Here is a 26,649-nt window from a genome sequence, read left to right on the forward strand (position 1 = left end):
AATGTAAAAGTATTTAAGTACTTTTAAACTATGAAATATTTGTAGTAGGTAATCAACTAGCACCATGCGTAATACTATGGCTTCTACCATTTTACCACTAACATAACGCTTGTTCGACTGTAGACTACCGCTGCGTCTACAGATCTGATTATAATTTATAAAATTTGTTATTTCAGATAAGATATTTAAATAACCGCGTTTTAGTAGTCAAAGTAAATTACGTAAAACAAAATAAACCAGCGGAAAAAAACAAAAGCAAAAAAAGTCCTGACAGGCATATTGCCAATCAGGACTAATCTTTTAGAAACTATCGAATTAACGACGTTTCTTATTGCGCTTACGAGCAGCCTCAGACTTTAACTTTCTTTTGACACTTGGCTTTTCGTAAAACTCGCGTTTTCTATATTCTTGAAGAGTACCACTCTTTGAAACTGAACGTTTGAATCGACGAAGAGCATCATCAAGCGACTCGTTTTCACGAACGACGGTTTTTGCCATATGATAATCCCTCCTTCCGATTTAAAACGTAACTGTACTATTGCTCTAGCAGTTCATATGTTATTATAACAAAAAGAAGCTAATGTTCAAATATTTTTTTACATTTTTTTTGGAGGAATTTATTATGAAACAGGAATTAGACGTTTTTGTTCTGTCCGATGGTGTCGGAGAAACTGCTCTGAGAGTTGCTAGAGCAGCATTCATACAATTTCCAGAGATGGATATTACTTTTACGAAATATCCGTTCATTAAACAAGATGATCAGTTAAAAACCATCTTAGATCAGGCAAAAGAGAAGAAAGCAGTGGTTTTACACACAATTGTCTCAAAAGAGATCTGCGAAATCATCAATGAATTTTGTCAAGACAACGGTATTGTCTACTATGATATCTTGAACCCAATTATCGGAACTTTCTCACAGATGACTCATCAAACGCCTTTACGTAAAAAAGGTTTGCTCCATGAACTTGATAAAAATTACTTCGATATGATTTCTGCCATGGAATTTACTATCACAAATGATGATGGTCAAAATCCCAAGGGTCTACTAGAGGCAGATTTAGTTTTATTAGGAATCTCCAGAACTTCGAAAACGCCATTATCACTCTATCTCGCCAATAAAAACATCAAGGTAGCTAATCTACCATTGGGGCCAACAACTAACCTCCCAGAGCAATTATGGGACGTTGACAAGAAGAGAATCATCGGTTTGACTAATGACATGAATGTTTTGCTTAAAATTCGCCGTCAGAGAATGATTGCTTACGGATTGAACCCTGATACAACATATTCTGACAGTGATGAAATTAAAAAGGAACTTGATTATTCAAATCAAATATACAAAGAACTTGGTTGCCCAGTAATCAATGTTGCTGACCGTTCAATTGAGGAAACTGCTGCAATTATTATGGAAAAGCTCAATTTCAATGGTTATCAGAATAGCTAAAAATAATTTACTAAAAAATACGCTTGTAATCAACTTAACGATTACAAGCGTATTTTTGTGCTATTCTCCAGCAATCAATTTATTCTTCATTTCTGGATCAAACACATTATTACGTAACATTTCAATTTCCGCTTTATAAGGAGCGACACCCTTTTTGTCATTTTCATCTTTTTTAACATAAGGGGTTTCCATAATCTTAGGCACATTTTCCAACTGTGGATGATGTGCAACATAGCTCAAAGCGTCAAAGCCAATCTTACCAAAGCCAATATCATCATGACGGTCCTTGTGTGAACCCATATCGTTCTTTGAATCATTCAAATGAATAACTGATAATTTGTCCAAACCGATGATATGGTCAAATTCATTCAACACACCATCAAAATCATTTTTAACATCGTAACCAGCATCACTCATGTGACAAGTATCCATTGTGACGGATAGCTTATCATTTTGCTGGCAATTATCGAAAATTTCAGCAATTTGTTCGAAAGTAATTCCGACTTCAGTTCCCTTACCTGCCATAGTTTCAATCGCTACACTAACTTTTTGATTGGGCATGATAGCTTCATTTAGGGCTTGACCAATTTGTTTCAAAGCAACATCTGGTTCGGCAGTCAAATGTGCTCCGGGGTGAAAACTGATAGCCTCAATTCCCAATGCATCGGCACGTAAAAACTCATCGTGCATAAACGAAATTCCAAACGGTAGTTTATCCGGCTTAACGGTGTTACCAAGATTAACAATATATGGAGCGTGACCGATAATATGGTCAATTCCGTATTCTTTCAAAAGTGCCTGTCCTTCAGGAATCCTCATTTCTGAAACGTCCTTACGACGTGTATTTTGTGGGGCACCAGTAAAAATCATCATCGCGTTGGCGCCATAACTGTGTGCTTCTTCGGCTGAACCGACAAGCATCTTGGGTGCTTTCATTGCAACATGTGAACCAATTATCATCAAAAAACCTCCCTGATTTATCTACTGAAATTATATCATAGGAAAAAGACAACAAAAAAAGCGAAACCAAATGATTTCACTTTTACGTAATTAATATATATGAGCCTGATAGAACCGTCCCATGATCGTGATCGTATCAGTAACACTCACGAACGCATGTTGATCGGATAGAGCCATCGCATTTTCCAAATCGTGTAATTCAGAACGTGAGATAACTGTGAAAAGAATAGTCTTTTCTTCGTGCTTATAAGCACCTTCCGCATCATGGACAATTGTAATACCACGGCGCATTTCATTTTGAATTTGTGTAATAACGTTTTTAGGTTTAGAAGTAACTATCATAACTTGAAGTTTTTGATCCTTGTTGTAGATCATATCGATAACTTGACCATTGATGAAAATACTGACCGCACTGTAAAGCGCATGCACCCAACCGAATAAAAATCCGGCACACGCAACGATGAAAATGTTGAACATAATATTAATTGTTCCCACACTTTTACCGGTTTTCTTACGCAAAATAATTCCTAAAATATCAATCCCACCGGTAGAAATACCATTTCTCAACGCCATACCAGTACCAAAACCATTAGCAACCGCACCGAAAATGGCACAAACTAACGGATCTGCTGTAATTTTAACTGGTGGCAATAAATGCATCATTGTACTGGCCAAAGCAACCGCAATTATAGTGAAAAAGGTAAACTTGTGGTCGATTTTACGCCAAGAAAGTACAAATAATGGTGCATTCAATGCGAAATACATTATTGAGGTTGACAAATTAAATGGCAACCATCGATGTGAAATTGTCGAAATCAACTGAGCAGCACCGGTAACACCAGAACCGTAAATCCCACCTGGTGTCCAGAACATGTTAACCGCAATTGAAACAGCAATTGAATATAAAAATGCTATTGAAATTTTGGATAAGTTCTGATGTCTTTCAATCAGCTTATCTAATTCACCCATACTAAAAATTTCTCCTAGTCGTCATAAGTTACCTAAACATATTAGCACAAATAGTGGAGTTTTCAGCTTATTTCTGATGTTTTTTCATAAAATCAGCCCGTCCACCGCTCTCTTCGAGTTCAAAGCGTTCAGGATTCTTTTTGTAAAAGTCTTGATGATAGTCCTCAGCAGGATAAAAAGTCGTTGCTGGTTGAATTTTTGTCACGATAGGATCAGAAAACTCACCTGATTCTGACAACGCCTTTTTCGATGCTTCAGCGATTTCTTTTTGAGTTTCATTTTGATAGAAAATAATCGGACGATAACTATCGCCACGGTCTTGGAATTGTCCCATTGCATCAGTTGGATCAGCAATTTGCCAATATAATTCAACCAAATCTTTATATGAAACAATTTCACTGTCAAAAGTTATTTCAACTGATTCAGCATGACCGGTTGTTTCAGTACAAACTTGTTCATAAGTGGGATTTTCCACGTGTCCACCACAGTATCCTGATACAACTGAGATAATTCCTGGTTGTTCGTCAAATGGCTTAACCATGCACCAGAAACAACCTCCAGCAAAAATTGCAGTTTCTTTTTTCATCTATTCAGCATCCCCGTTTTCAACGTATTTTTTATAATCAGTATATCCTTGTTCATCCATATCTTCATAGGGAATGAATTTCAATGATGCTGAATTGATACAGTAACGTAGACCACCTTGATCTTTTGGACCATCAGTAAAGACATGGCCCAAATGTGAACCAGCCGATTTACTAGTAACTTCCGTCCGCTCCATACCAAATGATTGATCACGATGTTCCTTTAGTTTTGCAATCGGTTCAGTAAAAGATGGCCACCCACAACCAGCATCATACTTTTTAGCTGATGAGAATAATGGCTCGCCACTAGCTACATCAACATAAATTCCTTTTTTATAGAAATCATCATATTTTCCAGTAAAAGCACGTTCAGTAGCCGCATTTTGAGTCACTTGGTATTCTTCATCAGTCAGATTGGTTAAATCCTTCTTATATTCCTCAGACATCAAATCACTCCTTCTCTTGTATACGTTTTAGTATATGCTTTCAAGGAATTATTTCTAGATTTTTGCTTATTCAAGTATGCCGTCTCCAGAGCTGGGAAATATTCTCAAGCTGTGCGGAACGGCCCGAGCCAAAGTACGGTCTCGGCCCTCGGTTTGAAGCCTTGACCCAGTTCGTCAAGTCTCCAAACACGTCCGGTGGTATAAGTACGGAAGATTTCTTCCGTACTTATACCACTACCACGGCACACAAATATTTCCCAGCTCTTCCGACTAATTAACCGTTATTAGTTGAATGTGAAAGTATTTAACAAATTTAAACTATGAAATATTTGCAGTAGGTTATCAACCAGCACTATGCATATACTGTATAAATAATTTCTTCAATTTTTAATTAATCATTAGTAAACCTGATTTTCAATAATACACTAGCCTTCGGGTATCAGTAATTGTAGTCCACAATGGAGGTGTCGTTATTGCTTTAGCAATTACACCACGGGACGAGTTTGGATACTTGCCGTACTTTGGCAAGGATTCAAATCGAGGTTCGAGACCGCATTTTGGCTCGGACCGGTCCCCATAGCAGAACTACAATTACTGACACCCGAAGGTGGCATTTTTCAAAACATAAAAAAATCCCAAGCAACTAATTGCTTGAGATTAATAATTATCTAGTCTTTTTTGCTAACTTCAATTCCAAGATCGTCCAATTGTAGTTTTGCAACTTCAAGTGGAGCGTGTGTCATTGGTTCGGTAGCATTTGAGTTCTTAGGGAAAGCAATGACGTCACGAATGTTGTCTTTGCCTGAAAGAAGCATTGCAAATCTATCCAAACCGATAGCCAAACCACCATGTGGAGGACAACCGTATTGTAAGGCATCCAATAGGAAGCCGAATTGTTCGTAAGCTTTTTCTTTAGTAAAGTCCAAAGCCTTCAACATCTTTTCTTGAATCTTGTAATCGTGGATACGAATTGATCCACCACCAAGTTCGTAACCGTTCAAGACGATATCATAACTTTGTGCATATGCCTTATGAGGATCTTCGCCGTCGTTTAGATAGTGAACATCTTCTTCATTTGGCATTGTGAATGGATGGTGAGCGGCAGTCCAACGTTGGATTCCTTCATCGTATTCGAACAATGGCCAGTTAACAACCCAGATGAATGCAAATTCATTAGGATCATACAAATGTTGTTCCTTAGCAATAGCTTTTCTCAAGTAACCTAAAGCGTCAGCAACGACTTTCTTCTTGTCAGCGACGAATAGTAACAAATCATCGTTTTCAAGGCCAAGACGTTCAACTAAAGCAGCTTCTTGAGGTTTGATAAATTTAGCAACACCACCAGCTAATTCGTTGTCATTGTATTTAGTCCATGCTAAACCTTTAGCACCGAATCGTTTGATGTATTCTTGGTAAGCTTCAATATTCTTTCTTGAATACTTGTCAGCTCCACCCTTAACAACGATTGCCTTAACTTGGCCGCCGTTATCAATAGTACCCTTGAAGACTTTGAATTCTGTGTCTTGGAAGACATCGTTCAAGTTTTGTAATTCCATACCAAAACGAACATCGGGCTTATCTGAACCATAACGATCCATGGCGTCATCCCAGTCGATTCTTGGGAATGGAGTTTTAACTTCGATACCCTTTTCGTCTTTCATAACACGAGCAATAAGTCCTTCAGTAACAGTTTGAATTTCTTTCTTGTTCATGAAACTTGTTTCAATATCAATTTGTGTAAATTCAGGTTGACGGTCACCACGAAGGTCTTCATCACGGAAACAGTGTGCTAGTTGGAAGTAACGGTCAAATCCACCAACCATCAATAATTGCTTGAACAATTGTGGTGATTGTGGAAGTGCGAAGAAACGTCCAGGGTAAACACGTGAAGGAACTAAGTAATCACGGGCACCTTCTGGTGTTGATGGTGTCAAATTAGGTGTTTCGATATCAATAAAACCATTGTCATAAAGATATTCGTTAACAGAATGCTTGATTTGGGCACGTGTTCTGATAGCTTTTTGCATTTCAGGTCTACGTAAATCAAGGTAACGATACTTTAATTTAGTTTCTTCTAATGAGTCGATACCATCTTTAATTTCGAATGGTGGTGTCAAAGATTTGTTAAGGATTTCAACCTTTTCAACAACAACTTCAACTTTACCAGTCTTCATATCTTCGTTAGTAGCACCTTCACCACGAAGTCTAACAGTACCTATAACATTGACAACATATTCTGATCTAAGATTTTCAGCAGCATCAAGTGCTTCTTGATTATCAGTATTGAAAACCAATTGAACGATGCCCTTATAATCTCTAAGGTCAACGAAAATCAATCCACCTAAATCACGGCGTCGTTGAACCCAGCCATCTAAAGAAACTTTTTTACCAACATACTCTTCAGTAATGTTGCCACAATATTCTGTTCTTTCTTCCATGTTTATCCCTCGATTTTTTTCAATTCTTCGGCCAAATTTTCCAATGATACACTGACTTGTTCGCCAGTTGCCATATTTTTAACACTAGCAGTATCATTTTCCAATTCTGAATCACCAATTGTTACTGTATATTTTGCATTTAAGTTATTGGCAGTCTTGAATTGAGCTTTGATTTTTCTTTGTAGATAATCCTTATCCGCACAGAATCCAGCTCTACGTAAGCTAGAAAGAATTTTCACTGAAGCACGTTCAGCTTTTTCACCAATTGTTACTAAGTAAACGTCAAGATTATCAGTGCTTGGAAGATCTTCATCCTTCAAAAGCAACATCAAACGTTCTACACCAAGTCCGAAACCGATACCAGGTGTTTCTGGTCCACCAAGTTCTTCAACCAAACCATTGTAACGACCACCAGCTAAGACAGTAATCTCCTTATTGTCAAATGCCGGATCGGTTACCATGAATTCGAAGATTGTGTGGTTATAATAGTCAAGACCACGAACCATTGTTGAATCAACTTCATAATTAACATCGAGGTCGTCCAACAAACTCTTAAGATATTCAAAACGTTGTGCCGAAGCATCATTCAAATAATCTAAAATTGATGGTGCATTGGCAACGATTTTCTTATCATTAGCATCTTTACTATCAAGAATTCGAAGTGGATTCTTTTCCAAACGGATCTTAGAATCATCACTTAATTGATCCTTAAATGGTGTGAAATAATCAACCAAGGCTTTGTGATAAGCTGCTCGTGACTCTGGATCACCCAAAGTGTTGATAGCAACTTTCAAATTCTTGATTCCCAAGCGATTCAAGAATTCCAAGCCAACTGAGATAATTTCTGCATCTAACTCTGGAGAATCGGAACCGAAAGCTTCGACACCGATTTGATGGAATTGACGTTGACGACCTGATTGAGGACGTTCATATCTGAACATAGGGCCCTTGTACCAAACTTTATAAGGCTTGATGTGTTCTGGTCCGTAAAGTTTATTTTCAACGTAAGCTCGAACGACACCAGCTGTTCCTTCAGGTCTCAAAGCTAAACGTCTGTCACCTTTATCTTTAAAATCATACATTTCCTTTGAAACAATATCAGATGTATCACCTGATGATCTTTCAAAGACTTCGTATGATTCGAAGATTGGCGTTCTTATTTCTGAAAAACGATATTTATTGAAAGTTTCTTGAGCGATTGATTCAACATATTGCCATTTTTGAGATTCCCCAGGCAAAATGTCCATCGTCCCTTTCGGTTTTTGATAACGCATATAATCCTCCTTAAATAAAAAACACCCTTGTCTAAATAAGACAAGGGTGCATTCCGCACGGTACCACCTAGTTTTTTTGCTGCAGTTAACGCCTGCCAAACGATAAAAAGTCACACAATCAGTCGTTATCTGCTCTCAGCCACCAGATTCTCTGTAAAACGATTTACTTGATTACGAATATACTTATAAATTATCCAAAATGACCCAAATTGTCAAGTTAGTTTGGCTATGTTTACGTTTTCAAAAATATTAAAAGTTGGAAGTTTATTGAAGTTTGCCGTTTACAGAGCTGAGAGTATTCATCTGCTGCGCGGTACGGTCCGAGCCACAGTACGGTCTCGAACCTCGGTTGAAGCCTTACCACAAACCGGTAAGTCTCCAACACGCCCGGTGGTGTAAGAGCTGAAGCTCTAACGCCACTCTCGCGGCATATGAATACTCTCAGCTCTTCCAACTAATTTATTTTAAAATACAAACCATAAATAAAAGCTTCATAACATATAAATAATGGCTAGAACTGCTAACTCTCTTGTTGAATCATGTTTTCATATTTAAGAATCAAATTATTTACTCACGTCTCAAATACTTATACAACAGTATCAAATTATCCTAATCAACTATATTTATTCAATCTAAACGCCTGGCGCTAGATTGATAATCCATTAAAAATACTTCATGGTCTAAAATCACTTAAATACTTTGACACTCAATTATTACCGATCAATTAGTCGGAAGAGCTGGGAAATATTTGTGTGCCGTGGAAGTGGTATGAGTACGGGAACTTCTTCCTGTACTTATACCACCGGACGTGTTTGGAGACTTGACGAACTATGTCAAGGCTTCAAACCGAGGTTCGAGACCGCCCTCTGGCTCGGACCGTTCCGCACAGCTCGAGAATATTTCCCAGCTCTTCCGACGGCATATTTAAAGCCCAAAAATCAAATTTACGACAAATTCACAAAAATATACGAACAATAGTTCTAAAAAGGTAAAATTTATTACAAATTTACAAACATTTCTTTCAACTTACCGCTATATTAAGTAATATATAAGGTGTAGAAATGTCAGTAATTGACAACGAAGGAATCAGTTAAATGAAAAAGACTATTAAATTTTTTATTAAAAACCGGATTCTTGTTGCTATTTTGTTATTACTCGCCCTTTCGAGTTGGTCAACAGTGGCTTTAGCAAGTGCCAATGCCGTTGTTGTACAGTCTGACTCCGTAAATGTTCGTGTCGGCCCAGGACTATCCTATGCTAATATGGGTCAAGTTAAAAAAGGTGACAAATTGGCCATCTTGGACGAAAAAAACAAATGGTATCAAGTCAGATTATCCGGAGACAAAATTGGCTGGGTCGCCAGCTGGTTGATCGACAACACTGAAGTTAGTTCGGCAACCAATAAAGTTGGAATCGTCAAAGTACCTAATACAACAGTTTTCAAGAGTGCTGATGCTGGTAGTAACGTTTTGGGAACAATTGAACAATCTCAAAAAGTTACTATTATGTATCAGGAACAAGATTGGACACAGATTTTATACGGTGGAACTGCTGGTTGGGTCAAATCAAGTTTCATTCAAGGTACCCAAGAAACTTCTGGCTCAACAAATTCTTCCAATACATCTGATAATGACATTAAGAAAGTTACAGTCACTCAACCTAACACGAAATTGCGTATCGATCCGGATCAAAACGGTCGTGTTGTTAAAACAGCTAAAGTTGGTAAACAATTTGACTTCTTGAGTAAAGATGGTAAATGGTACAAAGTTCGTGACGCTGACGGTTCAGTTGGCTACGTTGCTAGCTGGGTCGTAACAATCTCTGGTACTAAGAGTGCTGTAAAGTCCGCCGCAACTAATATTTCAGAAGCTACAATCGTGATTGATCCTGGTCACGGTGGTGATGACTCTGGTGCGGAATCAAAGAAGAGCACCTATGAAAAGAACTTTACCCTCGCCTATGCCAAAGCCATTAAGAGTGACCTAGAAAAGACTGGTGCTCGTGTAGTCTTAACTCGCTCTGGTGATGATAGTAAATCTCTTGGTGAACGAGCTCGTCTATCAAGTAAAATTCAAGCCGATGCATTTATCAGTTTACACTTTGACTCTAGTGCTCAAGCTAACGCTGGTTCCGGTGTAACAACTTACTATTACAACAAAGGTAAAGATGGCACCCTAGCTAACGATTTGAACAGTCAGCTTAAAGGCTTACCTATTGGCAACCGTGGGACCGCTCAAAAGGACCTTTACGTCTTGCACTATAACAGTCAACCATCTGTCTTAATTGAATTAGGCTATATCAACTCAATGACCGATTATAAGCATATTAATTCCTCTACTTATAAAGAGGCAGTCGCAAAAGATGTAACTAACGGTTTAAAAGAATATTTTAAATAAATTGAAAAGAACTGTCATTTATTAGTTAAATGACGGTTCTTTTTGTTATAGTTGAAACAAATTATTAAATATCGTGTCTACAAAAAACGGAGGTCATGCCAATGAAAGTTTACTTAATACGCCACTCTCAACCAGATTTTAAGCAAGTTGATCAAGCTGGTTACGTTGGATACGGACGTGACTTAACCCGTTTGACTCCTTATGGTATTAAAGTTGCTCAAAAAGCCGCGCTGGACCCAATTTTTGACCAAATGCAGCTGCTATTGGTCTCGCCTTACACTAGAACCATGCAAACCGCTATGGAAATTGTCAAAATTCATCCTAACTTACCGACCCAAGTTGAATTGATGTTGCACGAATGGCGCCCTGATTTGACCGGTCGTAAATTGACTGGCTATCCGCAAGTTAAAGCAGCGTATAATGATTACTTAAATAATACTCATAATTCAGGTATGGACTACGAAACTGCTGATCAAATTATCAATCGTGTTAGCTCAGTCTTGGATAAATATAAAAAAGATTATGACTGTATCGGCTGTGTAACCCATGGCCAAGTTATCCGTCGCATGAAGGGGTTGGATATGCGGACACAAATTCCATACTGCGGTATTTATCGACTTGATTATTAATCAACGCATACTGCTAATTGATAATTTATTTCAGTATATAAAGTAAGTTGAATATAAAAGCAACTGAATACTTTTACATTCAATTAATATAGATTAACTAGTCGGAAGAGCTGGGAAATATTTGTGTGCCGTGGTAGTGGTATAAGGACGGGAGGAATCTCCCGTCCTTATACCACCGGGCGCGTTTGGAGACTTGACGAACTGTGTCAAGGCTTCAAACCGAGGTTCGAGACCGCACTCTGGCTCGGACCGTCCCGCACAGCTTGAGAATATTTCCAAGCTCTGGAGACGGAATACTTAACTAGCACTACACGTTAACCAACAATAAGAAAGTCAAACTTATCATACTCACTGGGGAATCAATTATCAAAAACTTTGAAAAATCACTACCTACCAAAAATAGTCGCGAACTTTATGACGAAAATCAAAAATTACCAAAATTATTTAGAACATACAATCGACGCCAATTCTTCGAATTATTGATTGGTTTAGCTACACTGGTCGTCCGTGGAATCGGAGTTCTGTTTTTAATTGCATCCCTAATGGATCTGTATTTCTTCTCAACCGTCTATAAAGTCAGAAATATGCAGACAGGTGAAACTTTTCTGATGGAACGAAACGAATGGTCACATTATCGAAAGTTATATAAAGAACAAAAGAATAATCAAGCATAGTAACATAAAAAAGAAGCGAGTAATTTATACAAAATTACCCACTTCTTTTTTTTTTCAAAATTATATTTAAAGTGAACAAATCCACCCTCTGACAGAATCTTATTCACTATAAGGATGAACGCAATCAGCTAAACGTGACTGAATATAATTAAGTTCGGTCTTTTTCAATTCACGAGTTTCCTTGATTGTTTTAACAAGCCCTAAAATGGTTTCTTTATCCAGCTCATTACTCAAGTCCAAACAATGCCCATTCCGACGCAAGAAAAAGTCCATCGCCGCAATCGCTGTTTGCGTATTATATTTGTCAAAAATATCGTCACAAATAATTGTGCAGAATAAATGTGTCAAATAAACATTCAAATTATCGAATTGATTCAAAAATTCGACGTTACTTTGAAGTCGTTTCTCACTGAAGGTAATTTCCTCACTATCTTCAATTGCCAAATGTATCGCTACTATTTGGTCATAAGTTAATTTCTCAAGTTTGCTATCCATATTTACATCCATTACGCATGGTGCTAGTTAAAATCCTACTACAAATATTTCATAGTTTAAAAATATTTAAATACTCTTATATTCAACTAATAATGATTAATTAGTCGGAAGAGCTGGGAAATATTTGTGTGCCGTGGTTCGAGACCGCCCTTTGGCTCGGGCCGTTCCGCACAGCTTGAAAATATTTTCCAGCTCTTCCGACGGCATATTTAACTAGCACCACACGTATCCATTAAATTATTTTTTCAATTTCCAACAAATCACTAACTTGATAATCATAATCAAAGTCAACTTTTTCTGAATTCAAGAGAATCGTCTGTGCCCCAACGCTGCGGCCAAAGTCGATATCAATCTTACGATCACCAACGACCCAGAGGTCCTCTTTTTTGAGATCATACTTTTCAATTAAGTAATCTAACATTTCAGAATCTGGCTTGCGCTTGAAATCATCTGCAACACTGACAATTTCTTTGAAATAATGTTCAATACCCAAAGATTTAGCCAATGGATAAATTGAATCGTCACGATGTGTCACAATAAATTGCATGTAATGTTTCTCATCGCAATACTTCAAAATATTTTTAATATGAGGAATCAGCGTGATTTTATCATGATAATCCTTCTCATATCGATAATAACTAGCGTAGAAGACTTTAACAGCCTGATCTACATCCTCTTGGTCACTCAACAATTCGTTGACAAATTTTCGTACTGAAGTCTTCTTGGCTTCTTTAAAAATCGTATCTTTCGACAAGCTAATGTCAAAGTTTTCGCGTAGAGATTTTTGTGTAGCTGAGACAATCCCCGGATAACTATTGGCAATAGTATCATCAAAGTCCCAAACAATGCTTTTCATTTTTATCTCTCCATTAAAATAGTCACTGGTCCATCATTGGTAAGTGATACTTGCATATCCGCGCCAAATTCTCCAGTTTCAACAGTTAAACCGTACCCTCTCAATAAATCATTAAACTGATCATATCTCTTGCTTGAATCTGCAAAATTGCCTGCCCCAGTAAAACTAGGTCGATTACCATGTTTCGTATCTGCGTAAAGCGTAAATTGAGAAATGGATAGTATTTTACCATCGACATCATTTATCGCTAAGTTCATTTTATCATCAGCATCGGAAAAGACACGCATATTTGCAATTTTGTGTGCCATATATTCGAGTGTTTCGTCGGTATCATCATCCGCAAAAGCCACTAACAAACAAAATCCTTGATCGATTTGACCAAGGATTTTGTCGTCAACAGTAACTTTAGCTTGAGATACTCGTTGTATTACAACTTTCATTTAAGCTACCGTCCTCTTGATTTCATAGACATTCGGAATATTCTTCAATTTCGAAATAATACTGTCCAAATGTTCCTTATTATTAACACCGATACTTACGTGAATAATAGCCATCTTCTCTTTATCGAGACGACCAATCACATTATTGAGTGTATTTGTATTCGAGTTGATTACTTGTAAAACTTCATTAATTAAACCATTACGATTAAAGGCATAGACGTCCAATTCAGCAGTATAACGCTTTTCTTGAGTGACGTTATCCCAACTAACTTCGATGAAACGCTTCTTAGCATCCTCACTCTGAACGTTAGGACAATCGGCTCTGTGAATTGTCAAACCACGACCTTTAGTGATGTATCCGACAATATCATCCCCAGGAATAGGGCTGCAACACTTAGCCAAACGAATCAATAGATTATCGATTCCTTGAACAGAAATGCTGGTATTAGCGTTATTACGTTCTTTTTTAAGCTTAGGACTGTCAACTTGAGGTTGAGTTGTCTTATTGTCATCAGTATCAGTGATAACTTGCTCTTCAAGCTCTTTTTTCTCGGCCTCTTTCTTACGGTCAGGATCTTCACTAACTAGCTTGTGAACCACGTTAATTGGCGAAAGTTCACCATAACCAACGGCATTGAATAACTCATCTGGTTCAGTATAGTTGAAAATCTTCATCGCAATTTCCAAATGTTTCTTGTCGAGATATTTTTTACTTGATAAGGAACGATTCTTCAACTCATTTTCAATCGACTCACGACCGAGAACAATATTTTCTTCACGGTCCTTCGTTCTGAAGTAACGTTTGATCTTATTTCTGGCACGAGAAGTGTAAACGACATTGACCCAATCACGACTTGGTGAAGAGTTCGAGTTCGTCAACATTTCAACGATATCACCATTCTTGAGTTGATAATTCAAAGGCACCATTCTGCCATTGATTTTGGCACCAACCGAGTGATTTCCGACTTCAGTATGCACTTGATAAGCAAAATCCAAGGTAACCGCACCCTTTGGCAACTCGATAACTTCACCTTCAGGCGTAAAGACGTAGACACGGTCATTGAAAATTTCACCCTTAACTGACTTCATAAAGTCTGAAGCATTGTCAGAGTTTTCCTGCAATTCCAAAATTTCACGGAAGACATCGATTTTTTGTTCATCATCGTCTAAGTGAACGCCTTCAAAATTACCTTCTTTATATGCCCAGTGAGCAGCAACACCATATTCAGCGACTTGGTGCATTTCAAATGTTCTAATCTGAACTTCTAGTGGTTGACCACCGGGTCCGATGATTGTTGTATGCAATGATTGATAGCCATTAGCTTTAGGTACAGCAATATAATCCTTGAAACGACCAGGAATTGGCTTCCACTTGGAGTGAATTGAACCTAAGACGGCATAACAATCCTTAACTGAATCAACGACAATTCGGATAGCTAACAAATCGTATAGTTCAGAAAATTGCTTATGCTTATCGCGCATCTTTTTATAGATAGAATAAATATGTTTAGGACGACCATAAATATCATACTTAATGCCCAAAGCATCAACATTCGTCTTGATATAGTCAATCGCTTCAGCAATATAAGCTTCACGTTGATCACGTTTACTATTCATCAAATGAACAATTCGGTAGTATTGTTGCGGATTGATATAGTGTAATGACAAATCCTCAAGTTCCCACTTGATCTTACTGATACCTAAACGATCAGCTAGTGGAGCATAGATTTCCAAAGTTTCATTAGCAATTCGACGTTGTTTGTCAGGACGCAATGCCTTCAAAGTTCTCATATTGTGCAAACGGTCGGCCAACTTGACCATGATGACACGCAAATCTTTGGCAGTTGCTAAAAGCATCTTCCGGTGATTTTCGGCCAAAAGTTCTTGATGTGAGTGATATTTATATTTACTAATTTTGGTAACGCCATCAACGATAGTCGCAACTTGGTCGCCAAATAACTCTCTGACATCCCCCAAAGTTACATTAGTGTCTTCAACAACATCATGTAAGTAACCCGCTGCAACAGTATATGGATCCATACGCAATGATGCTAAAATTTGTGCCACTTGAGTTGGGTGAATAATGTAAGGTTCCCCAGTCGCACGCTTTTGTTCCTTGTGAACGTAAGCCGCAAACTGATAGGACTTATTGACAAATTCGACGTGTTCCTCATTCATGTAGCCACGACAAATATCTAAAACTTCTTCTGGTGTATAATCTTTAATTTTTTTCATGAAATATTCACCCCGTTACAATAAAAAGCACTCATTGAGTGCTTTAAGTTTACATATTATTATGATTACTTTATTGCTAATAAGCAATTATTTTTCTTTATCAAATAAGAAATAAATTAAAATACTTAAAACTAAGTAAATTCCGGCTAAAAAGTACCCGTAGCGTCCATATTTAACGAAAACGCTGATAACAAATATCACAGGAAAAATAACTAAATTATAAAAAGATAAGTCATATTTCTTCGAGAACCAACCAATAAAACTGGCAAATAAGATATTGATAATAAAGAATAGCCAGATGATGCGATTTGTTCTGCCCAAATGAAACAGATTAAACAAGATTGGCATGATAAATACCAATATGATTGAGATTAATGCGATGTAAGTTGTTTTTGATTTTTCAACTTTATTCCAAATATTTTTCACGATTTGTTCCTCATTTTACAGTTAGTTCGTATTTATATGATAGCACTGATAGGAAGTACATGGGGGCTGTTTCTGCTCGCATGATACGAGGTCCTAAACCAACTGACAAGAAATCCGCCTGATTTAGAAAATCAATTTCATCTGGAGCAAATCCGCCTTCTGGCCCAAAAGCACAGAGAACTGATTTGGGAGTCTCATCTAACGTCTGTACCAAACGGCTAATTTCACCCTGCTTAGCTGACTCTTCATAAGCAACCAAGTTAGCTTCAGCTTTATATTTCAACAAATCCTGCAAGTTATCGACATAAATAACTTCGGGAATAATGCGTCGCTTGGACTGTTGAGCCGCATTTTTAGCAATTTCTTGTAAACGAGCTAATTTCTTTTCGACAACATTCTTCTTCCATTTCATAATGGAATACTTGGAATCGAAGAAAACAATCGTTGTTGCTCCTAATTCAGTCGACTTTTGAGTGATCCACTCAATCTTATCCTTCTTTGACAACGAACAAGCCACTGTAACTGCCACCGGCATCTCGGTACTAGGACTGTCGACTAGCTCAACAGCGGTCAAAATTTGTGAATTATCGACATCGATTTTAGTAATCGTAGCCGCATATAATTTTTCATTGGTATCAACTAGGTAAACAACATCGCCATTTTTATGACGCATAACTTTTGCTACATGCTTAAAAGTTTCTGGATCATCAATAGCAAAACTATTTCCGCTAATAACATTTTTAACGAAGTATTGCTCCATCTTCTGCCTCGTACTCTTCTTTTCTTCTACAGATTAACGTTGACCAACCTTTCAAATGGAAAGCTTCCAAGACCATAAAGTCTTGTTCTGCCATCTGTTCAGTGATCAATGCTTCTTTTTCATTAATAATACCTGATAATACCACAAATCCGTTAGCATTTAGATGTCCATCAATGTCAGGAATAAATTTCTGAATAACGTCAGCCAACATATTGGCAACAATCACATCAACTTTACCATCAACACCATCAAGTAAGGAGTTTTCAAACACCTCAATATCCTCACAACCAGGGTTCAATTGAATGTTCTCCTTGGCAGCACGGACAGCTTCGGGATCAAGGTCGTAAGCCTTAATATCCTTAACGCCCAACAAACGTGCTTGAATCGACAAGATACCTGACCCAGTACCGACATCATAAAGTGAATCAGCGTCGCCCAAAATCAATTCCAGCGCTTGCATACATGAATAAGTTGTTGGATGAGTTCCCGTTCCAAACGACTTACCCGGATCCATAACGATGATATGTTCATCTTGGTACTTAGGCTGATAATCGACCCAGTTAGGTACAACCGTCAAATAACGACTAATTTTCACTGGATGGTAATATTGCTTCCACTCATTTTCCCAGCTGCTATCATCTAGTTCACTAACAGAAACCTCAACACCAGTAATATCAAAGCCAAATTCAGGTAATTTTTTAATTTGAGCCTGTAGATTATTTAAAATTGTTTCATTATAACTATTTTCATCAAAGTATGAATTAATCTTTGTTTTAACACTATCATTTTCATCATCAACCATTTCAGTCCCATTAGCACCTACGCGCATAAAGACATCTGAAATAATCTCAGGATCAAAATCATTCGGAATCGCAACCGATATTTTTTTCCAAAGCATAAAAGTTCCTCCATTATTAACTGTGGCCGTTTCCAGAGCTGAGAGTATTCATCTGCTGATCGAGTAGGAGGTATCTCACGATACCGACCTCTCACACCACCGTACGTACGGTTCCGTATACGGCGGTTCATTAATTTAAGCATTTTGCAAAGACTGGAGTCTTTTGGTCATGTCTATTAGGCCAAAAGATTCTAGCTTTTTCTTGCTTAGGGCGTGTTGCACCACACTGCTGTGCGCTGTTCGCCAGTATCCTTTACTGGAGTTTGCACAGATAAACGCTTGACGCCGTGTCACGCCTAATTTAACCAACTTCCTATACTTTGCTTTGGGTCTTTTCCATGACTTCCAAATATATTGTCTAATACGTGCTCGCAACCAAGAATCAAGTTTTCTGATAAAATCCTTCATCGCACCAATTCCATAGTAATTGAGCCATCCAACCATCTTTTGTCTTATTTCTTTCAGGATAACTTCAAGCTTTCGACCTCGATTCCTCTTTGTGAGTTTTCTTAGCGATTGCTTGACCCTCTTTTCGGCTTGATAGCTCGGGCGTAAACATACGCCCTTGTTGGTAAAGCCTAAAGAGAATCCTAAAAACTTTGACTTTGTTGGCACTGTAATTTTGGTCTTTTCTTGGTTTAAAGTTAGCTTTAAACCACTTTCTAGGAACCTTGAAATACTATTCAGGACTCTTCTTCCTGCTCGTTTACTTTTGACATAAATATTACAGTCATCAGCGTAGCGGACGAATTTATGACCACGGGTGGTCAATAACTTGTCCAGCTCATTTAAATATATGTTGGCCAAGAGTGGAGAAAGGTTACCGCCTTGAGGCGTACCTTTTTCCATTTCTTGAAATAGTTTTCCATCCATTACGCCACTGGTTAGGAACTTACGAATTAGATTTAACAACCATTCATCATCAGTATATTGCTTGATGAACTTGATAAGTAAATCATGGTTCACCGTGTCGAAGTAAGACTTTAGGTCAAGGTCTATCACAACGTGATAGCCTTGCTTGTAAAAACTCACAACCTGTTTTACTGCGTCATGGGCACTTCGATTTGGTCTAAATCCAAAGCTGTTGTTAGAGAAGATTTTCTCAAAGATAGGGCTCATAACCTGCGCCACTGCTTGTTGTACCACACGGTCGAAGACTGTTGGTATACCAAGCTTACGCATAGTCCCATTTGGCTTAGGTATTTCTACCCTTTTGACGGGGCTAGGTTTATAAGTTGAATCACTTAAGGACTTAAGTAGTGCTTCCTTGTTCTTACGAATATAGTCGAACAAGTCATAGACAGTCATTCCATCTATGCCAGCTCCACCCTTGTTTTCCTTGACTCGCTTATAGGCTCTATTGAGATTATTTTCATCTAAAACTAGTTGCTTAAATGAAATGCCATTCTTATTCGTATTTTCGCCAGAAGCGGCGCTACGTACCATCATTTGTTCACATATGTGAGCATTAAAATGGTCGAATTTACATTCTATTTTCTGCGATTGTCGCATCGCTTCCACCTCCAATATCGAAAAGAATTATTAATGTTCAGTCCTTCGTCGCAAAGCGACTACTATGACCTCTGCTGACTTCTGCATCGTTCAGTTAGACATCACGGCCTAATTTGTCTGTAGGACTCATTTCGAGTCCTTGCCAGACATTCGATACAGACCTCCCTGGGTAAGAACGTTAACTTTCGTACCATGTAGCTGTTGGCTCTACTTGATTTGCCCTTGCAGTAGTGATCGGATTTGAATTCCGCGGCACCCTTATCCTGCAAATCCAGCCTTATAGCCACTTCTTGTACATCAGCTCGGTACTTTGCCTTGGACTTCCTTCAGATTCCACCTCACGATGGACACCCTTGTCCTAAGCTAGTGATTCCGACTACTACGGTTCACAGAGGACTTTCACCTCTAAGTTAACGCCCATGCCAGGCGCACCGCGGAACGGCTCGAGCCAAAGAGCGGTCTCGAGCCTCGGTTGAAGCCTTACCACAGACTGGTAAGTCTCCAACACGCCCGGTGGTGTAATGGCTAAAGCCATAACGCCACACCCACAGCGGGTAAATGTCCTCATCTCTTCCGACTAATTTAAATATTCCATATATTTTAAATAGTTCATATATTATAGAATTTGTATTTTAAGTCATCCGTATACAAATTGTGTCAGTAAAAAAAATAAAACATAACACAATCCATTAGCCGGAGGTTGTCAGTAATATAGTCGGCAGTGAAGGTGGAGTTGGGACGAGTGTTTTTCTCGTTCTTACTCCACGGACGACTTTTGAGACGCGATTTTCGGCTCAAAAGCGAGGTTCGAGACCGTACTTTGGCTCGAACCGGTCCTCACAGCCGACTGTATTACTGGCAACCGGAGGCGGCTCACCCACTTAATAATAAGATTACTAGAAAAAGCCCACAAAAAAAAGACGTTACCGCCTTTATTTAATGAAAACATTAATCGAATTAACGAATTCTTCTTGACTTGCTTTAATTTTTGACCGTGCTTGTTCCATACTTGTCTGGTTCAGAGCGTTATTCTCAGTATCAAGGCAGTTGAGCGCATCAATCAAATTGATAAAATAATTGTTCAATTTTTCAGCCATTGGACTGTTCTGTAGGTTGTATTTCTCAATGTAGGAATTACACAGCTTCATAAACCGATCAATATTTGAAAGATAATTATCAGCCAAGCGTGAATATGTTTCATATCTCAACGCCTCACCTCTTTCGATAATTTTCATCGTTTTAAAATGTTCCATGAAGACCTCGTTATAAGTAACAAATCTTTCTAATAGGACATTTGTTTCTAAAATACGATATCTACTTGTCATTGCTGTCATGTACTACACCTCTTTTTTTCCTTTTTTACATAATATCATATGAATATAATTATGGAAAGCATAAGTTTATATTTATATTCATATTTTTTACAAATATAATTTTCTTTGCTAACACTGTCATATCACCACTTACATCGATTTGTATTCAAGCAACACTTATTTGAATACAAAAAAATAAGATGATTATCTATAAAATTTAGACAAATCATCTTATTTTTTGCGGATAATTTACTTATAGGAGCGTCTTACATACGCAATTTCACTTAAGCTACTCCGTAGATCATTATTGTCCAACGTGTTTAGGAGATTCATAAATGCAGCATAACTATACTCGTCGTCGTTAAATGCATCTGACAATTTTTGCTTTAAATCAAAGCTGATATAAGCTTTTTGCAATTTATTATTAAATTCCTTTTCCGCTGCCCGTCTGTTGTTATGATAAGTTTTTACCGAAATATTTCGATGTTTTGGAATAATATTGTCGGGATCGGTTACTTTCCACTTAAGTGACTTTTCCAACTCATTCCAAGTAAATAATGTTTTAGCAACCTTATCACCTAAATGCTCCACCATTTCAAAACTACCGTCACGTCCTGCAAACACTTCAACTTGAATGTTATTTGGTAAATCATTCAAATCATCCATGTAGTCCGGATTAGTTACGATTAAGCTGCCTTCACGAACAAACACTGGAATCGTGTTGCTATCTCGATAAGTTTTAATAACCGAATTTCCACGATAACGCAGATGATTGAAATAATCGATCCAGTCGCCCTCCGGTAACCAAGTTTCACTGTAAGCCGATTGAGTTTGTTCATCATGCGGTCTAGTAATTGGAGAAACCAACATTTCTGAGCCAAAAAAGTATTCATTCTTCATTGTATAAGCTTCAGTTTTATCAGGATAGTCATAATAAAGCGGCTTGACTAAAGGAATTCCTTTGGTATGCGTTCTAAAGTTAGCCGTATCTGTATATGGAACCAATTTTGTTCGTAGACGCAAAAACTCTTCTTGGATTTCTTCAAAGTCAGCACGATAATTCCAAGGCTCCTTGCCACTGAAAGTATTATTCGACGAATGCAAACGATTAATAGGACTGAAAACTCCAAACTGGAGCCAACGGGTTGCCAGTTCAGCATCAAAACTCCCATGCATGTGACCACCAATATCATGACTCCACCACGTGTAGCCGATATTAGCTGCCGTAGCCGTAAAGTATGGTTGAAAGTTTAATGACTTCCAAGAAATGACCGAATCCCCTGAGAATCCCAAAGGATAACGATGTGACCCTGGACCTGCATAGCGACTGAGAATTAGACCATTACCGTTTGTTCGTTGGTTATTGTCAGTAAAGTGATAATAATTCAACAACCACAATGGATCCATCTTCTGAGCAGACTTAGCAGTTCCCTGTTGCCAATCTACCCACCAAAAATCAATTCCTTCATCCTCTAACTTATGATGAACATCAGTAAAATATGCTTTACGGAATTTTTCATTAGCCAAATCAAACGAGGCTGGTTCAGCTTTCTCAACATCCAAGTCCAAATCCTTCGCAACTGCCGGATAACTATCCTCGAACGCTCTAATACCAGCCGCTGGATGAACATTTACGGTGACTTTTTTACCATCGTCGTGCAGCCAATTTAATAATTTTTGATGGTCTGGAAATAACTCTTTATTCCAGGAATAACCTGTCCAACCAGAACCATACTTTTGTGGAACATCAACTTTATGCCAATCCATATCCAAGACTGAAACATTAATTGGCACTTTTTTCTGATCAAATTTTCTCATCAAAGCTTGATAATCTGCTTGGGTGTAACGATAATATCTGCTCCACCAATTACCCAAAGCAAACCTAGGCAACAATGGCGTTGGACCAGTTAATTTATAAAAATCAGTCAAAGTTTGTTGATAATTTCGGCCATAACAGAACAAATAGCCGTCAATTACGGAATTTTCTCGAGCTTTAAAAGAGTCCGATTCCGGCAGATACACGAATGATTTCGAATCGTCCAAATAGCTGTAACCATCACGTGACATAATCCCCTTATCCAACGGAATTGCCCCGTCAGCGTGGTCAAGAGTGCGCACAGTCCCCAGAAGATTTTGTTGATGATCATCGTTATCTTCACCAAAATACCAGCGATTTTGATAAACAGAATAAGCCTTCTTAATATCAATATAAAGTGACTCGGCCGAAAACTTCCCGCCGTCATAATATAGGTGGAAGCCTTTCGTCTCAATTTCAACTTCATGACCGTTAGAATTGCGCAAGACTTCCACTTCAGGTTCATCAAAATCTCGATTAAGCACAGTTTGCGTAGACTGGTCTTCAAAATTTCCAGTGCTGTCCTCTTCAATTCTCAATAAATAATCGGTAATAACTGTAAAACGATAAGTCTTACCTACAATTATCTTATTCATACGACAGTCCTCCCATTTATTAAAAGGTATTTAACTCATGCTATTTAGTCATTTAAAAAAACTTTCTTAATATCTATTATCAACTTACAATATTATCCAAAGTTACGCGAATACAAAAAGTGGCACCCATGCTTAACCATGAATGCCACTTTAGTTTATTACTTATCGTCATTTTGAGATACCCGATTTGGGCCATCAACAACTTTTTTTCTTAAAGATTCATTATCCTTAAATAACTTTTGAGCCTCGGATAATTTTTTAGGACTATTCTTAATTTCTTGAGAAATTTTACTAAAATCATTCTTGGCAGGATCTTCTTGATGTTTTTTGAAAAAACTCATTCTAATCGCTCCTTATCCTGTTGTAACGCTAACAATTATATAACAGTAATACGCATGGTGCTAGTTGATAACCTTTTAAAAATATTCCACAGTTTAAAATTGCTTAAATGCTTATATATTCAACTAATACCGATCAATTAGTCGGAAGAGCTGGGAAATATTTTCCAACTCTGGAGACGGCATATTTAACTAGAACCACATATAACAATAACTTGAAAATTAAAATTAATTTTCTAACCACTAAAGCCACTTCACTTTTAAAAATTATTAGCTTTGTTATTATATACTAAGTAAGCATTAAGTTTTAGGGGTTGAAAAGAAAAAATGAGTAAAAAGAAGAAAATACAAAAAACATTAGTAGAAAAAATTCTCGATAAAGAAAAAGTTGATTACATTCCAATGACTTTTCCAACAAAAGCTGATGGCGATACTCAAGAACTCGTCACAGACAGTAGTGTTCAAGATGGCTATAAGATTTATAAAACCTTAGTTTTGACTGGCAATAAAACTGGTCCACTTGTCGGTATGTTGCCACTTGATAAGCACTTGAGTTATAAAATGTTGGCCAAATTATCCGGTAACAAAAAAGTTGGGATGGTTCCCTTGAAGGATCTTATTAAAACTAGTGGCTTTGAACACGGTGCAAATAGTCCAGTCGGAATCCACTCACTGCACAATTATCCAATTTTCTTTGATAATGAAGCAGCACGTTCTGAAAAAATTATCGTTTCAGCTGGTAAGGTTGGACAATCCGTTCTTATCGAGCCACATGCTTTAGCTAAGGCTGTTAACGCCACATTTGGTGACTTTGCCGTCGATAATCCAGAGTAAAAAAAAATCGCCAATGACCAAAGTCATTGACGAATTAATTTTTTATGCAGCTTTATTGTTGTTTTTTAAACTTGAAATAGCTTTTTCAATGGTTGTACCGTTACCAAAGTTATTGCTATCGTTAACATCAACTGCGGTGAATAATTGATCTTTAAGATCTAATAAAATTCTGTATTTCATATTATTCACGCCTCCTTTACGTTCCGTATCTTTTAGAGGGTAGCGACTGATTGTTATATTACATGCCTCATCAATTAAAGTCAACGAAAGAGTCTTTCACTTGACTTTATTACGAATTTGAATAGAATTTAAGACACAATAAAAAAAGAGGAGAACTAAATGAACAACATTTGGAAGTACATTTTGGGATTCTTCATCGCCCTACTATTATTTTCATTCTTCATCCACATAATTTTGCCACTAATCGTAATTTTAGCTATTGTCGGTGGCATCTATTACCTTTATAGAAGACATCAAAACAACAAATATACACCCGATGGTCGTAAAAAAGTAAACTAATTTTGTTGTTTCCAGTAAATATTCAATTAATATAAAATAAAAATAAGAGCCAGTAATCTTTTTCACTTAGATTACTGGCTCTTTTCATGCGTTCAATTTTAAACAAATCATTCGTAGTATAAACTACACTGGACTTTTCACCCGAAGGCGACAGAAACGTTATTTACTAGGTCGATCAATATCAGCAGTAGCTGAAATCAACAATAGAACCGCCCCTGCAACCGCAGCCGAGAGTAAATTAGAGTTATTGAACCACTTGAAAATAAATCCCAACACAGCCACAACTAATAATAAAATCCCCAACCAACGGTCTAATTTCATTAATAAATTCATTTTGCACGTCCTTTTATTATTAATTTTGAATAAAGAATACTAAAATAGAATGTGATACGATAATTACTATTATTATACATTATCTTGGAGGGGTAAAAATGGATAAAGCACAAAGACTGGGTGTTTTGGATGATTTAATTAAATTGGAAACGGTCAATGGTAACGAGGAAATCGTGGCCCATTACCTTAAGGATTTATTCGAAAAGAATGGTATTGAAACTGAAGTTAACAAATACGCCGATAATCGGATTAACCTTATTGCTACTATTAAAAAAGGTGACGGAAAATTCTTAGGTTTCACTGGTCATGAGGACGTTGTTGGTACAGTTGACAACGATAAGTGGAACTATGGTCCTTTCAATCCTAAACACATTGACGGAAAAATCTTTGGTCGTGGCTCATCTGACATGAAAGGTGGACTAGCTGGAATGGCTATCGCCTTGATTGAATTGAACGAAGATCCTAACTTCAAAGGCAATATCAAATTTATTGCTACTGTTGGTGAAGAAGTCGGTGAGCTTGGTGCTGAAAAGCTTGCCAAAGAAGGATATGTTGACGATGTTAGTGCTTTAGTCGTTGGTGAACCAAGTAACTCATCATCACGTTTAGTTTTGGAAAAATTAGTTGGTGCTGGTCTCATTGAAACAAATGGTCAAAAACCAGAATCACGTATGGCAGCTTTTTGCGCTCATAAAGGTTCAGTAACTTACAAAGTTATTTCTCACGGTCGTGCCGCTCACAGTTCAATGCCTGAGGTCGGTATCAATGCCCTCGATAACTTAGTTACTTACTACAATAAACAAGCTGATTACTTTAAGGATATTGTTAAAACCGAAGATGACGTTCTTGGTACAACTAAGCCTTCTGTAACAATTATGAATGCTGGTAAACAAGAGAATACCATCCCTGATTACGCAGAAATGACTGTTAAAATCAGAACTATCCCTGAATATAACAATGACAAGATTATTGGTGAATTAAAGGAAATGATCGACCAAATGAATCAAGCCAATCCAAGAATGAATTTGGAATTCCAACTATCAAGCAGCAACTGGCCTGTTAAGACTGATATTGATTCTGACTTCATCAAGCTTGTTCGTGAAAGTTACAAGGATGTTTTAGGCATTAACATTTTGACTGTCGGTGCTCCCGGCGGTACAGATGCTTCTCAATTTATTCAAGCTAATCAAAACTTAGATGTAGTTGTTGCCGGTCCTGGTAATGAATCAGCTCACCAAATCAATGAATTTGTCTTTGAAGATGATTACTTGAAGTACATTGATATTTATAAAACCATTGCTACTAAATATTTTGGATAAGTGATACATTATTTTAAGTTGAACATAATCAAATGCTAGATATTTTTCTGATTTATACCAAGAAAAATACCTAGCATTTTTTATTTTCGATTCTATAACCAAACTT

General features: G+C 37.5%; 27 protein-coding genes. 7 read left to right on the forward strand and 20 right to left on the reverse strand.

The genetic code is table 11. From position 1 onward, the window contains the following. Nucleotides 1-315: 315 nt before the first annotated feature. Nucleotides 316-498 (reverse strand): 30S ribosomal protein S21, encoded by a 183-nt coding sequence (rpsU, locus tag JP39_RS05980; RefSeq protein ID WP_010019742.1) that lies wholly within the window; start codon nt 496-498, stop codon nt 316-318. Between the two features lie 124 nt (nt 499-622). On the opposite strand from rpsU, the gene JP39_RS05985 reads away from it, so the two are divergent. Next, on the forward strand, nt 623-1,444 hold the full coding sequence (locus JP39_RS05985) for a pyruvate, water dikinase regulatory protein (RefSeq protein ID WP_041501067.1): 822 nt from the start codon (nt 623-625) through the stop codon (nt 1,442-1,444). 60 nt (nt 1,445-1,504) lie between these two features. On the opposite strand, the gene JP39_RS05990 is transcribed toward JP39_RS05985, so the two are convergent. From JP39_RS05990 to hisS, 6 genes are all read right to left on the reverse strand, one after another. Continuing rightward, nucleotides 1,505-2,404, reverse strand: coding sequence for a deoxyribonuclease IV (locus JP39_RS05990; RefSeq protein ID WP_041501068.1), 900 nt, complete (start codon nt 2,402-2,404; stop codon nt 1,505-1,507). 90 nt (nt 2,405-2,494) lie between these two features. Beyond that, complete coding sequence (locus JP39_RS05995; RefSeq protein ID WP_041501069.1) at nt 2,495-3,373, reverse strand: YitT family protein; 879 nt, start codon at nt 3,371-3,373, stop codon at nt 2,495-2,497. Nucleotides 3,374-3,440: 67 nt separating this feature from the next. Beyond that, nucleotides 3,441-3,959 carry a peptide-methionine (S)-S-oxide reductase MsrA gene (gene msrA, locus JP39_RS06000; RefSeq protein WP_041501070.1) on the reverse strand — a complete coding sequence of 173 codons (519 nt, stop codon included), beginning with the start codon at nt 3,957-3,959 and terminating at the stop codon, nt 3,441-3,443. After that, nucleotides 3,960-4,403 carry a peptide-methionine (R)-S-oxide reductase MsrB gene (gene msrB, locus JP39_RS06005; protein ID WP_041501071.1) on the reverse strand — a complete coding sequence of 148 codons (444 nt, stop codon included), beginning with the start codon at nt 4,401-4,403 and terminating at the stop codon, nt 3,960-3,962. A gap of 668 nt (nt 4,404-5,071) precedes the next feature. Next, nucleotides 5,072-6,841: an aspartate--tRNA ligase gene (gene aspS, locus JP39_RS06010; RefSeq protein ID WP_041501072.1), complete on the reverse strand. Its 1,770-nt coding sequence runs from the start codon at nt 6,839-6,841 to the stop codon at nt 5,072-5,074. 2 nt (nt 6,842-6,843) lie between these two features. After that, nucleotides 6,844-8,115: a histidine--tRNA ligase gene (gene hisS / locus JP39_RS06015; protein WP_041501073.1), complete on the reverse strand. Its 1,272-nt coding sequence runs from the start codon at nt 8,113-8,115 to the stop codon at nt 6,844-6,846. A gap of 1,094 nt (nt 8,116-9,209) precedes the next feature. Here hisS and JP39_RS06020 point away from each other — a divergent pair. From JP39_RS06020 to JP39_RS12805, 3 genes are all read left to right on the forward strand, one after another. Beyond that, complete coding sequence (locus JP39_RS06020) at nt 9,210-10,511, forward strand: N-acetylmuramoyl-L-alanine amidase family protein (protein ID WP_041501074.1); 1,302 nt, start codon at nt 9,210-9,212, stop codon at nt 10,509-10,511. A gap of 101 nt (nt 10,512-10,612) precedes the next feature. Beyond that, a complete protein-coding gene (locus JP39_RS12480) occupies nt 10,613-11,140 on the forward strand; it encodes a histidine phosphatase family protein (RefSeq protein ID WP_082330655.1) in 528 nt (175 codons plus the stop codon). 542 nt (nt 11,141-11,682) lie between these two features. Next, nucleotides 11,683-11,814: a hypothetical protein gene (locus tag JP39_RS12805; protein WP_281176204.1), complete on the forward strand. Its 132-nt coding sequence runs from the start codon at nt 11,683-11,685 to the stop codon at nt 11,812-11,814. Between the two features lie 99 nt (nt 11,815-11,913). On the opposite strand, the gene JP39_RS06030 is transcribed toward JP39_RS12805, so the two are convergent. The 11 genes from JP39_RS06030 to JP39_RS06080 form a co-directional block, all read right to left on the reverse strand. Beyond that, nucleotides 11,914-12,309, reverse strand: coding sequence for a hypothetical protein (locus JP39_RS06030; RefSeq protein WP_041501075.1), 396 nt, complete (start codon nt 12,307-12,309; stop codon nt 11,914-11,916). 232 nt (nt 12,310-12,541) lie between these two features. Beyond that, nucleotides 12,542-13,165: an HAD-IA family hydrolase gene (locus tag JP39_RS06035; protein WP_041501076.1), complete on the reverse strand. Its 624-nt coding sequence runs from the start codon at nt 13,163-13,165 to the stop codon at nt 12,542-12,544. Nucleotides 13,166-13,167: 2 nt separating this feature from the next. Then, nucleotides 13,168-13,605, reverse strand: coding sequence for a D-aminoacyl-tRNA deacylase (gene dtd, locus JP39_RS06040; protein ID WP_041501077.1), 438 nt, complete (start codon nt 13,603-13,605; stop codon nt 13,168-13,170). Further along, entirely contained in the window at nt 13,606-15,840 is a 2,235-nt protein-coding gene (locus JP39_RS06045) for a RelA/SpoT family protein (RefSeq protein ID WP_041501078.1), read from the reverse strand. 87 nt (nt 15,841-15,927) lie between these two features. After that, on the reverse strand, nt 15,928-16,266 hold the full coding sequence (locus JP39_RS06050) for a hypothetical protein (RefSeq protein WP_041501079.1): 339 nt from the start codon (nt 16,264-16,266) through the stop codon (nt 15,928-15,930). Nucleotides 16,267-16,276: 10 nt separating this feature from the next. Then, nucleotides 16,277-17,026 (reverse strand): RsmE family RNA methyltransferase, encoded by a 750-nt coding sequence (locus JP39_RS06055; RefSeq protein WP_041501080.1) that lies wholly within the window; start codon nt 17,024-17,026, stop codon nt 16,277-16,279. Continuing rightward, entirely contained in the window at nt 17,007-17,924 is a 918-nt protein-coding gene (prmA, locus tag JP39_RS06060; RefSeq protein WP_041501081.1) for a 50S ribosomal protein L11 methyltransferase, read from the reverse strand. The genes JP39_RS06055 and prmA overlap by 20 nt, the downstream gene beginning before the upstream one ends. A 135-nt stretch (nt 17,925-18,059) precedes the next feature. Then, entirely contained in the window at nt 18,060-19,436 is a 1,377-nt protein-coding gene (gene ltrA / locus JP39_RS06065) for a group II intron reverse transcriptase/maturase (protein WP_048698678.1), read from the reverse strand. Nucleotides 19,437-20,368: 932 nt separating this feature from the next. Beyond that, nucleotides 20,369-20,770 carry a hypothetical protein gene (locus JP39_RS06070; protein ID WP_041501868.1) on the reverse strand — a complete coding sequence of 134 codons (402 nt, stop codon included), beginning with the start codon at nt 20,768-20,770 and terminating at the stop codon, nt 20,369-20,371. 228 nt (nt 20,771-20,998) lie between these two features. Beyond that, complete coding sequence (locus JP39_RS06075; protein ID WP_041501867.1) at nt 20,999-23,200, reverse strand: glycoside hydrolase family 31 protein; 2,202 nt, start codon at nt 23,198-23,200, stop codon at nt 20,999-21,001. A gap of 158 nt (nt 23,201-23,358) precedes the next feature. Beyond that, complete coding sequence (locus tag JP39_RS06080; protein ID WP_041501866.1) at nt 23,359-23,541, reverse strand: hypothetical protein; 183 nt, start codon at nt 23,539-23,541, stop codon at nt 23,359-23,361. A 324-nt stretch (nt 23,542-23,865) separates the two neighbouring features. Here JP39_RS06080 and JP39_RS06085 point away from each other — a divergent pair, with 324 nt between their 5' ends. Beyond that, a complete protein-coding gene (locus tag JP39_RS06085; RefSeq protein WP_041501865.1) occupies nt 23,866-24,372 on the forward strand; it encodes an aminoacyl-tRNA deacylase in 507 nt (168 codons plus the stop codon). Between the two features lie 42 nt (nt 24,373-24,414). On the opposite strand, the gene JP39_RS12675 is transcribed toward JP39_RS06085, so the two are convergent. Next, a complete protein-coding gene (locus JP39_RS12675) occupies nt 24,415-24,552 on the reverse strand; it encodes a hypothetical protein (RefSeq protein WP_169751874.1) in 138 nt (45 codons plus the stop codon). Between the two features lie 159 nt (nt 24,553-24,711). On the opposite strand from JP39_RS12675, the gene JP39_RS06090 reads away from it, so the two are divergent. After that, a complete protein-coding gene (locus tag JP39_RS06090) occupies nt 24,712-24,891 on the forward strand; it encodes a hypothetical protein (protein WP_041501864.1) in 180 nt (59 codons plus the stop codon). Nucleotides 24,892-25,050: 159 nt separating this feature from the next. Here JP39_RS06090 and JP39_RS12575 read toward each other — a convergent pair whose 3' ends face one another. Then, nucleotides 25,051-25,224, reverse strand: a complete 174-nt coding sequence (locus JP39_RS12575) for a hypothetical protein (RefSeq protein ID WP_157492458.1) — start codon at nt 25,222-25,224, stop codon at nt 25,051-25,053. A 98-nt stretch (nt 25,225-25,322) separates the two neighbouring features. Here JP39_RS12575 and JP39_RS06095 point away from each other — a divergent pair, with 98 nt between their 5' ends. Continuing rightward, the gene (locus JP39_RS06095; RefSeq protein WP_041501863.1) at nt 25,323-26,543 is read left to right on the forward strand and encodes a M20/M25/M40 family metallo-hydrolase; all 1,221 of its coding nucleotides are present in this window, start codon (nt 25,323-25,325) and stop codon (nt 26,541-26,543) included. The last annotated feature ends 106 nt before the right edge of the window (nt 26,544-26,649 follow it).

The organism is Companilactobacillus heilongjiangensis (assembly GCF_000831645.3).
GTDB lineage: Bacteria > Bacillota > Bacilli > Lactobacillales > Lactobacillaceae > Companilactobacillus > Companilactobacillus heilongjiangensis.

What these genes read in the sequence shown, in the direction of transcription:
- JP39_RS06045 (WP_041501078.1), bottom strand. Translation starts at nt 15,840, where the DNA reads ATGAAAAAAATTAAAGATTATACACCAGAAGAAGTTTTAGATATTTGT.
- aspS (WP_041501072.1), bottom strand. Translation starts at nt 6,841, where the DNA reads ATGGAAGAAAGAACAGAATATTGTGGCAACATTACTGAAGAGTATGTT.
- msrA (WP_041501070.1), bottom strand. Translation starts at nt 3,959, where the DNA reads ATGAAAAAAGAAACTGCAATTTTTGCTGGAGGTTGTTTCTGGTGCATG.
- ltrA (WP_048698678.1), bottom strand. Translation starts at nt 19,436, where the DNA reads ATGCGACAATCGCAGAAAATAGAATGTAAATTCGACCATTTTAATGCT.
- prmA (WP_041501081.1), bottom strand. Translation starts at nt 17,924, where the DNA reads ATGCTTTGGAAAAAAATATCGGTTGCGATTCCGAATGATTTTGATCCT.
- JP39_RS06085 (WP_041501865.1), top strand. Translation starts at nt 23,866, where the DNA reads ATGAGTAAAAAGAAGAAAATACAAAAAACATTAGTAGAAAAAATTCTC.
- msrB (WP_041501071.1), bottom strand. Translation starts at nt 4,403, where the DNA reads ATGTCTGAGGAATATAAGAAGGATTTAACCAATCTGACTGATGAAGAA.
- JP39_RS06090 (WP_041501864.1), top strand. Translation starts at nt 24,712, where the DNA reads ATGAACAACATTTGGAAGTACATTTTGGGATTCTTCATCGCCCTACTA.
- JP39_RS06095 (WP_041501863.1), top strand. Translation starts at nt 25,323, where the DNA reads ATGGATAAAGCACAAAGACTGGGTGTTTTGGATGATTTAATTAAATTG.
- hisS (WP_041501073.1), bottom strand. Translation starts at nt 8,115, where the DNA reads ATGCGTTATCAAAAACCGAAAGGGACGATGGACATTTTGCCTGGGGAA.
- JP39_RS12575 (WP_157492458.1), bottom strand. Translation starts at nt 25,224, where the DNA reads ATGAATTTATTAATGAAATTAGACCGTTGGTTGGGGATTTTATTATTA.
- JP39_RS06070 (WP_041501868.1), bottom strand. Translation starts at nt 20,770, where the DNA reads ATGACAGCAATGACAAGTAGATATCGTATTTTAGAAACAAATGTCCTA.
- JP39_RS06030 (WP_041501075.1), bottom strand. Translation starts at nt 12,309, where the DNA reads ATGGATAGCAAACTTGAGAAATTAACTTATGACCAAATAGTAGCGATA.
- JP39_RS05985 (WP_041501067.1), top strand. Translation starts at nt 623, where the DNA reads ATGAAACAGGAATTAGACGTTTTTGTTCTGTCCGATGGTGTCGGAGAA.
- JP39_RS06035 (WP_041501076.1), bottom strand. Translation starts at nt 13,165, where the DNA reads ATGAAAAGCATTGTTTGGGACTTTGATGATACTATTGCCAATAGTTAT.
- JP39_RS12480 (WP_082330655.1), top strand. Translation starts at nt 10,613, where the DNA reads ATGAAAGTTTACTTAATACGCCACTCTCAACCAGATTTTAAGCAAGTT.
- JP39_RS06055 (WP_041501080.1), bottom strand. Translation starts at nt 17,026, where the DNA reads ATGGAGCAATACTTCGTTAAAAATGTTATTAGCGGAAATAGTTTTGCT.
- JP39_RS12805 (WP_281176204.1), top strand. Translation starts at nt 11,683, where the DNA reads ATGGATCTGTATTTCTTCTCAACCGTCTATAAAGTCAGAAATATGCAG.
- dtd (WP_041501077.1), bottom strand. Translation starts at nt 13,605, where the DNA reads ATGAAAGTTGTAATACAACGAGTATCTCAAGCTAAAGTTACTGTTGAC.
- JP39_RS05990 (WP_041501068.1), bottom strand. Translation starts at nt 2,404, where the DNA reads ATGATAATTGGTTCACATGTTGCAATGAAAGCACCCAAGATGCTTGTC.
- rpsU (WP_010019742.1), bottom strand. Translation starts at nt 498, where the DNA reads ATGGCAAAAACCGTCGTTCGTGAAAACGAGTCGCTTGATGATGCTCTT.
- JP39_RS06075 (WP_041501867.1), bottom strand. Translation starts at nt 23,200, where the DNA reads ATGAATAAGATAATTGTAGGTAAGACTTATCGTTTTACAGTTATTACC.
- JP39_RS06020 (WP_041501074.1), top strand. Translation starts at nt 9,210, where the DNA reads ATGAAAAAGACTATTAAATTTTTTATTAAAAACCGGATTCTTGTTGCT.
- JP39_RS06080 (WP_041501866.1), bottom strand. Translation starts at nt 23,541, where the DNA reads ATGAGTTTTTTCAAAAAACATCAAGAAGATCCTGCCAAGAATGATTTT.
- JP39_RS12675 (WP_169751874.1), bottom strand. Translation starts at nt 24,552, where the DNA reads ATGAAATACAGAATTTTATTAGATCTTAAAGATCAATTATTCACCGCA.
- JP39_RS05995 (WP_041501069.1), bottom strand. Translation starts at nt 3,373, where the DNA reads ATGGGTGAATTAGATAAGCTGATTGAAAGACATCAGAACTTATCCAAA.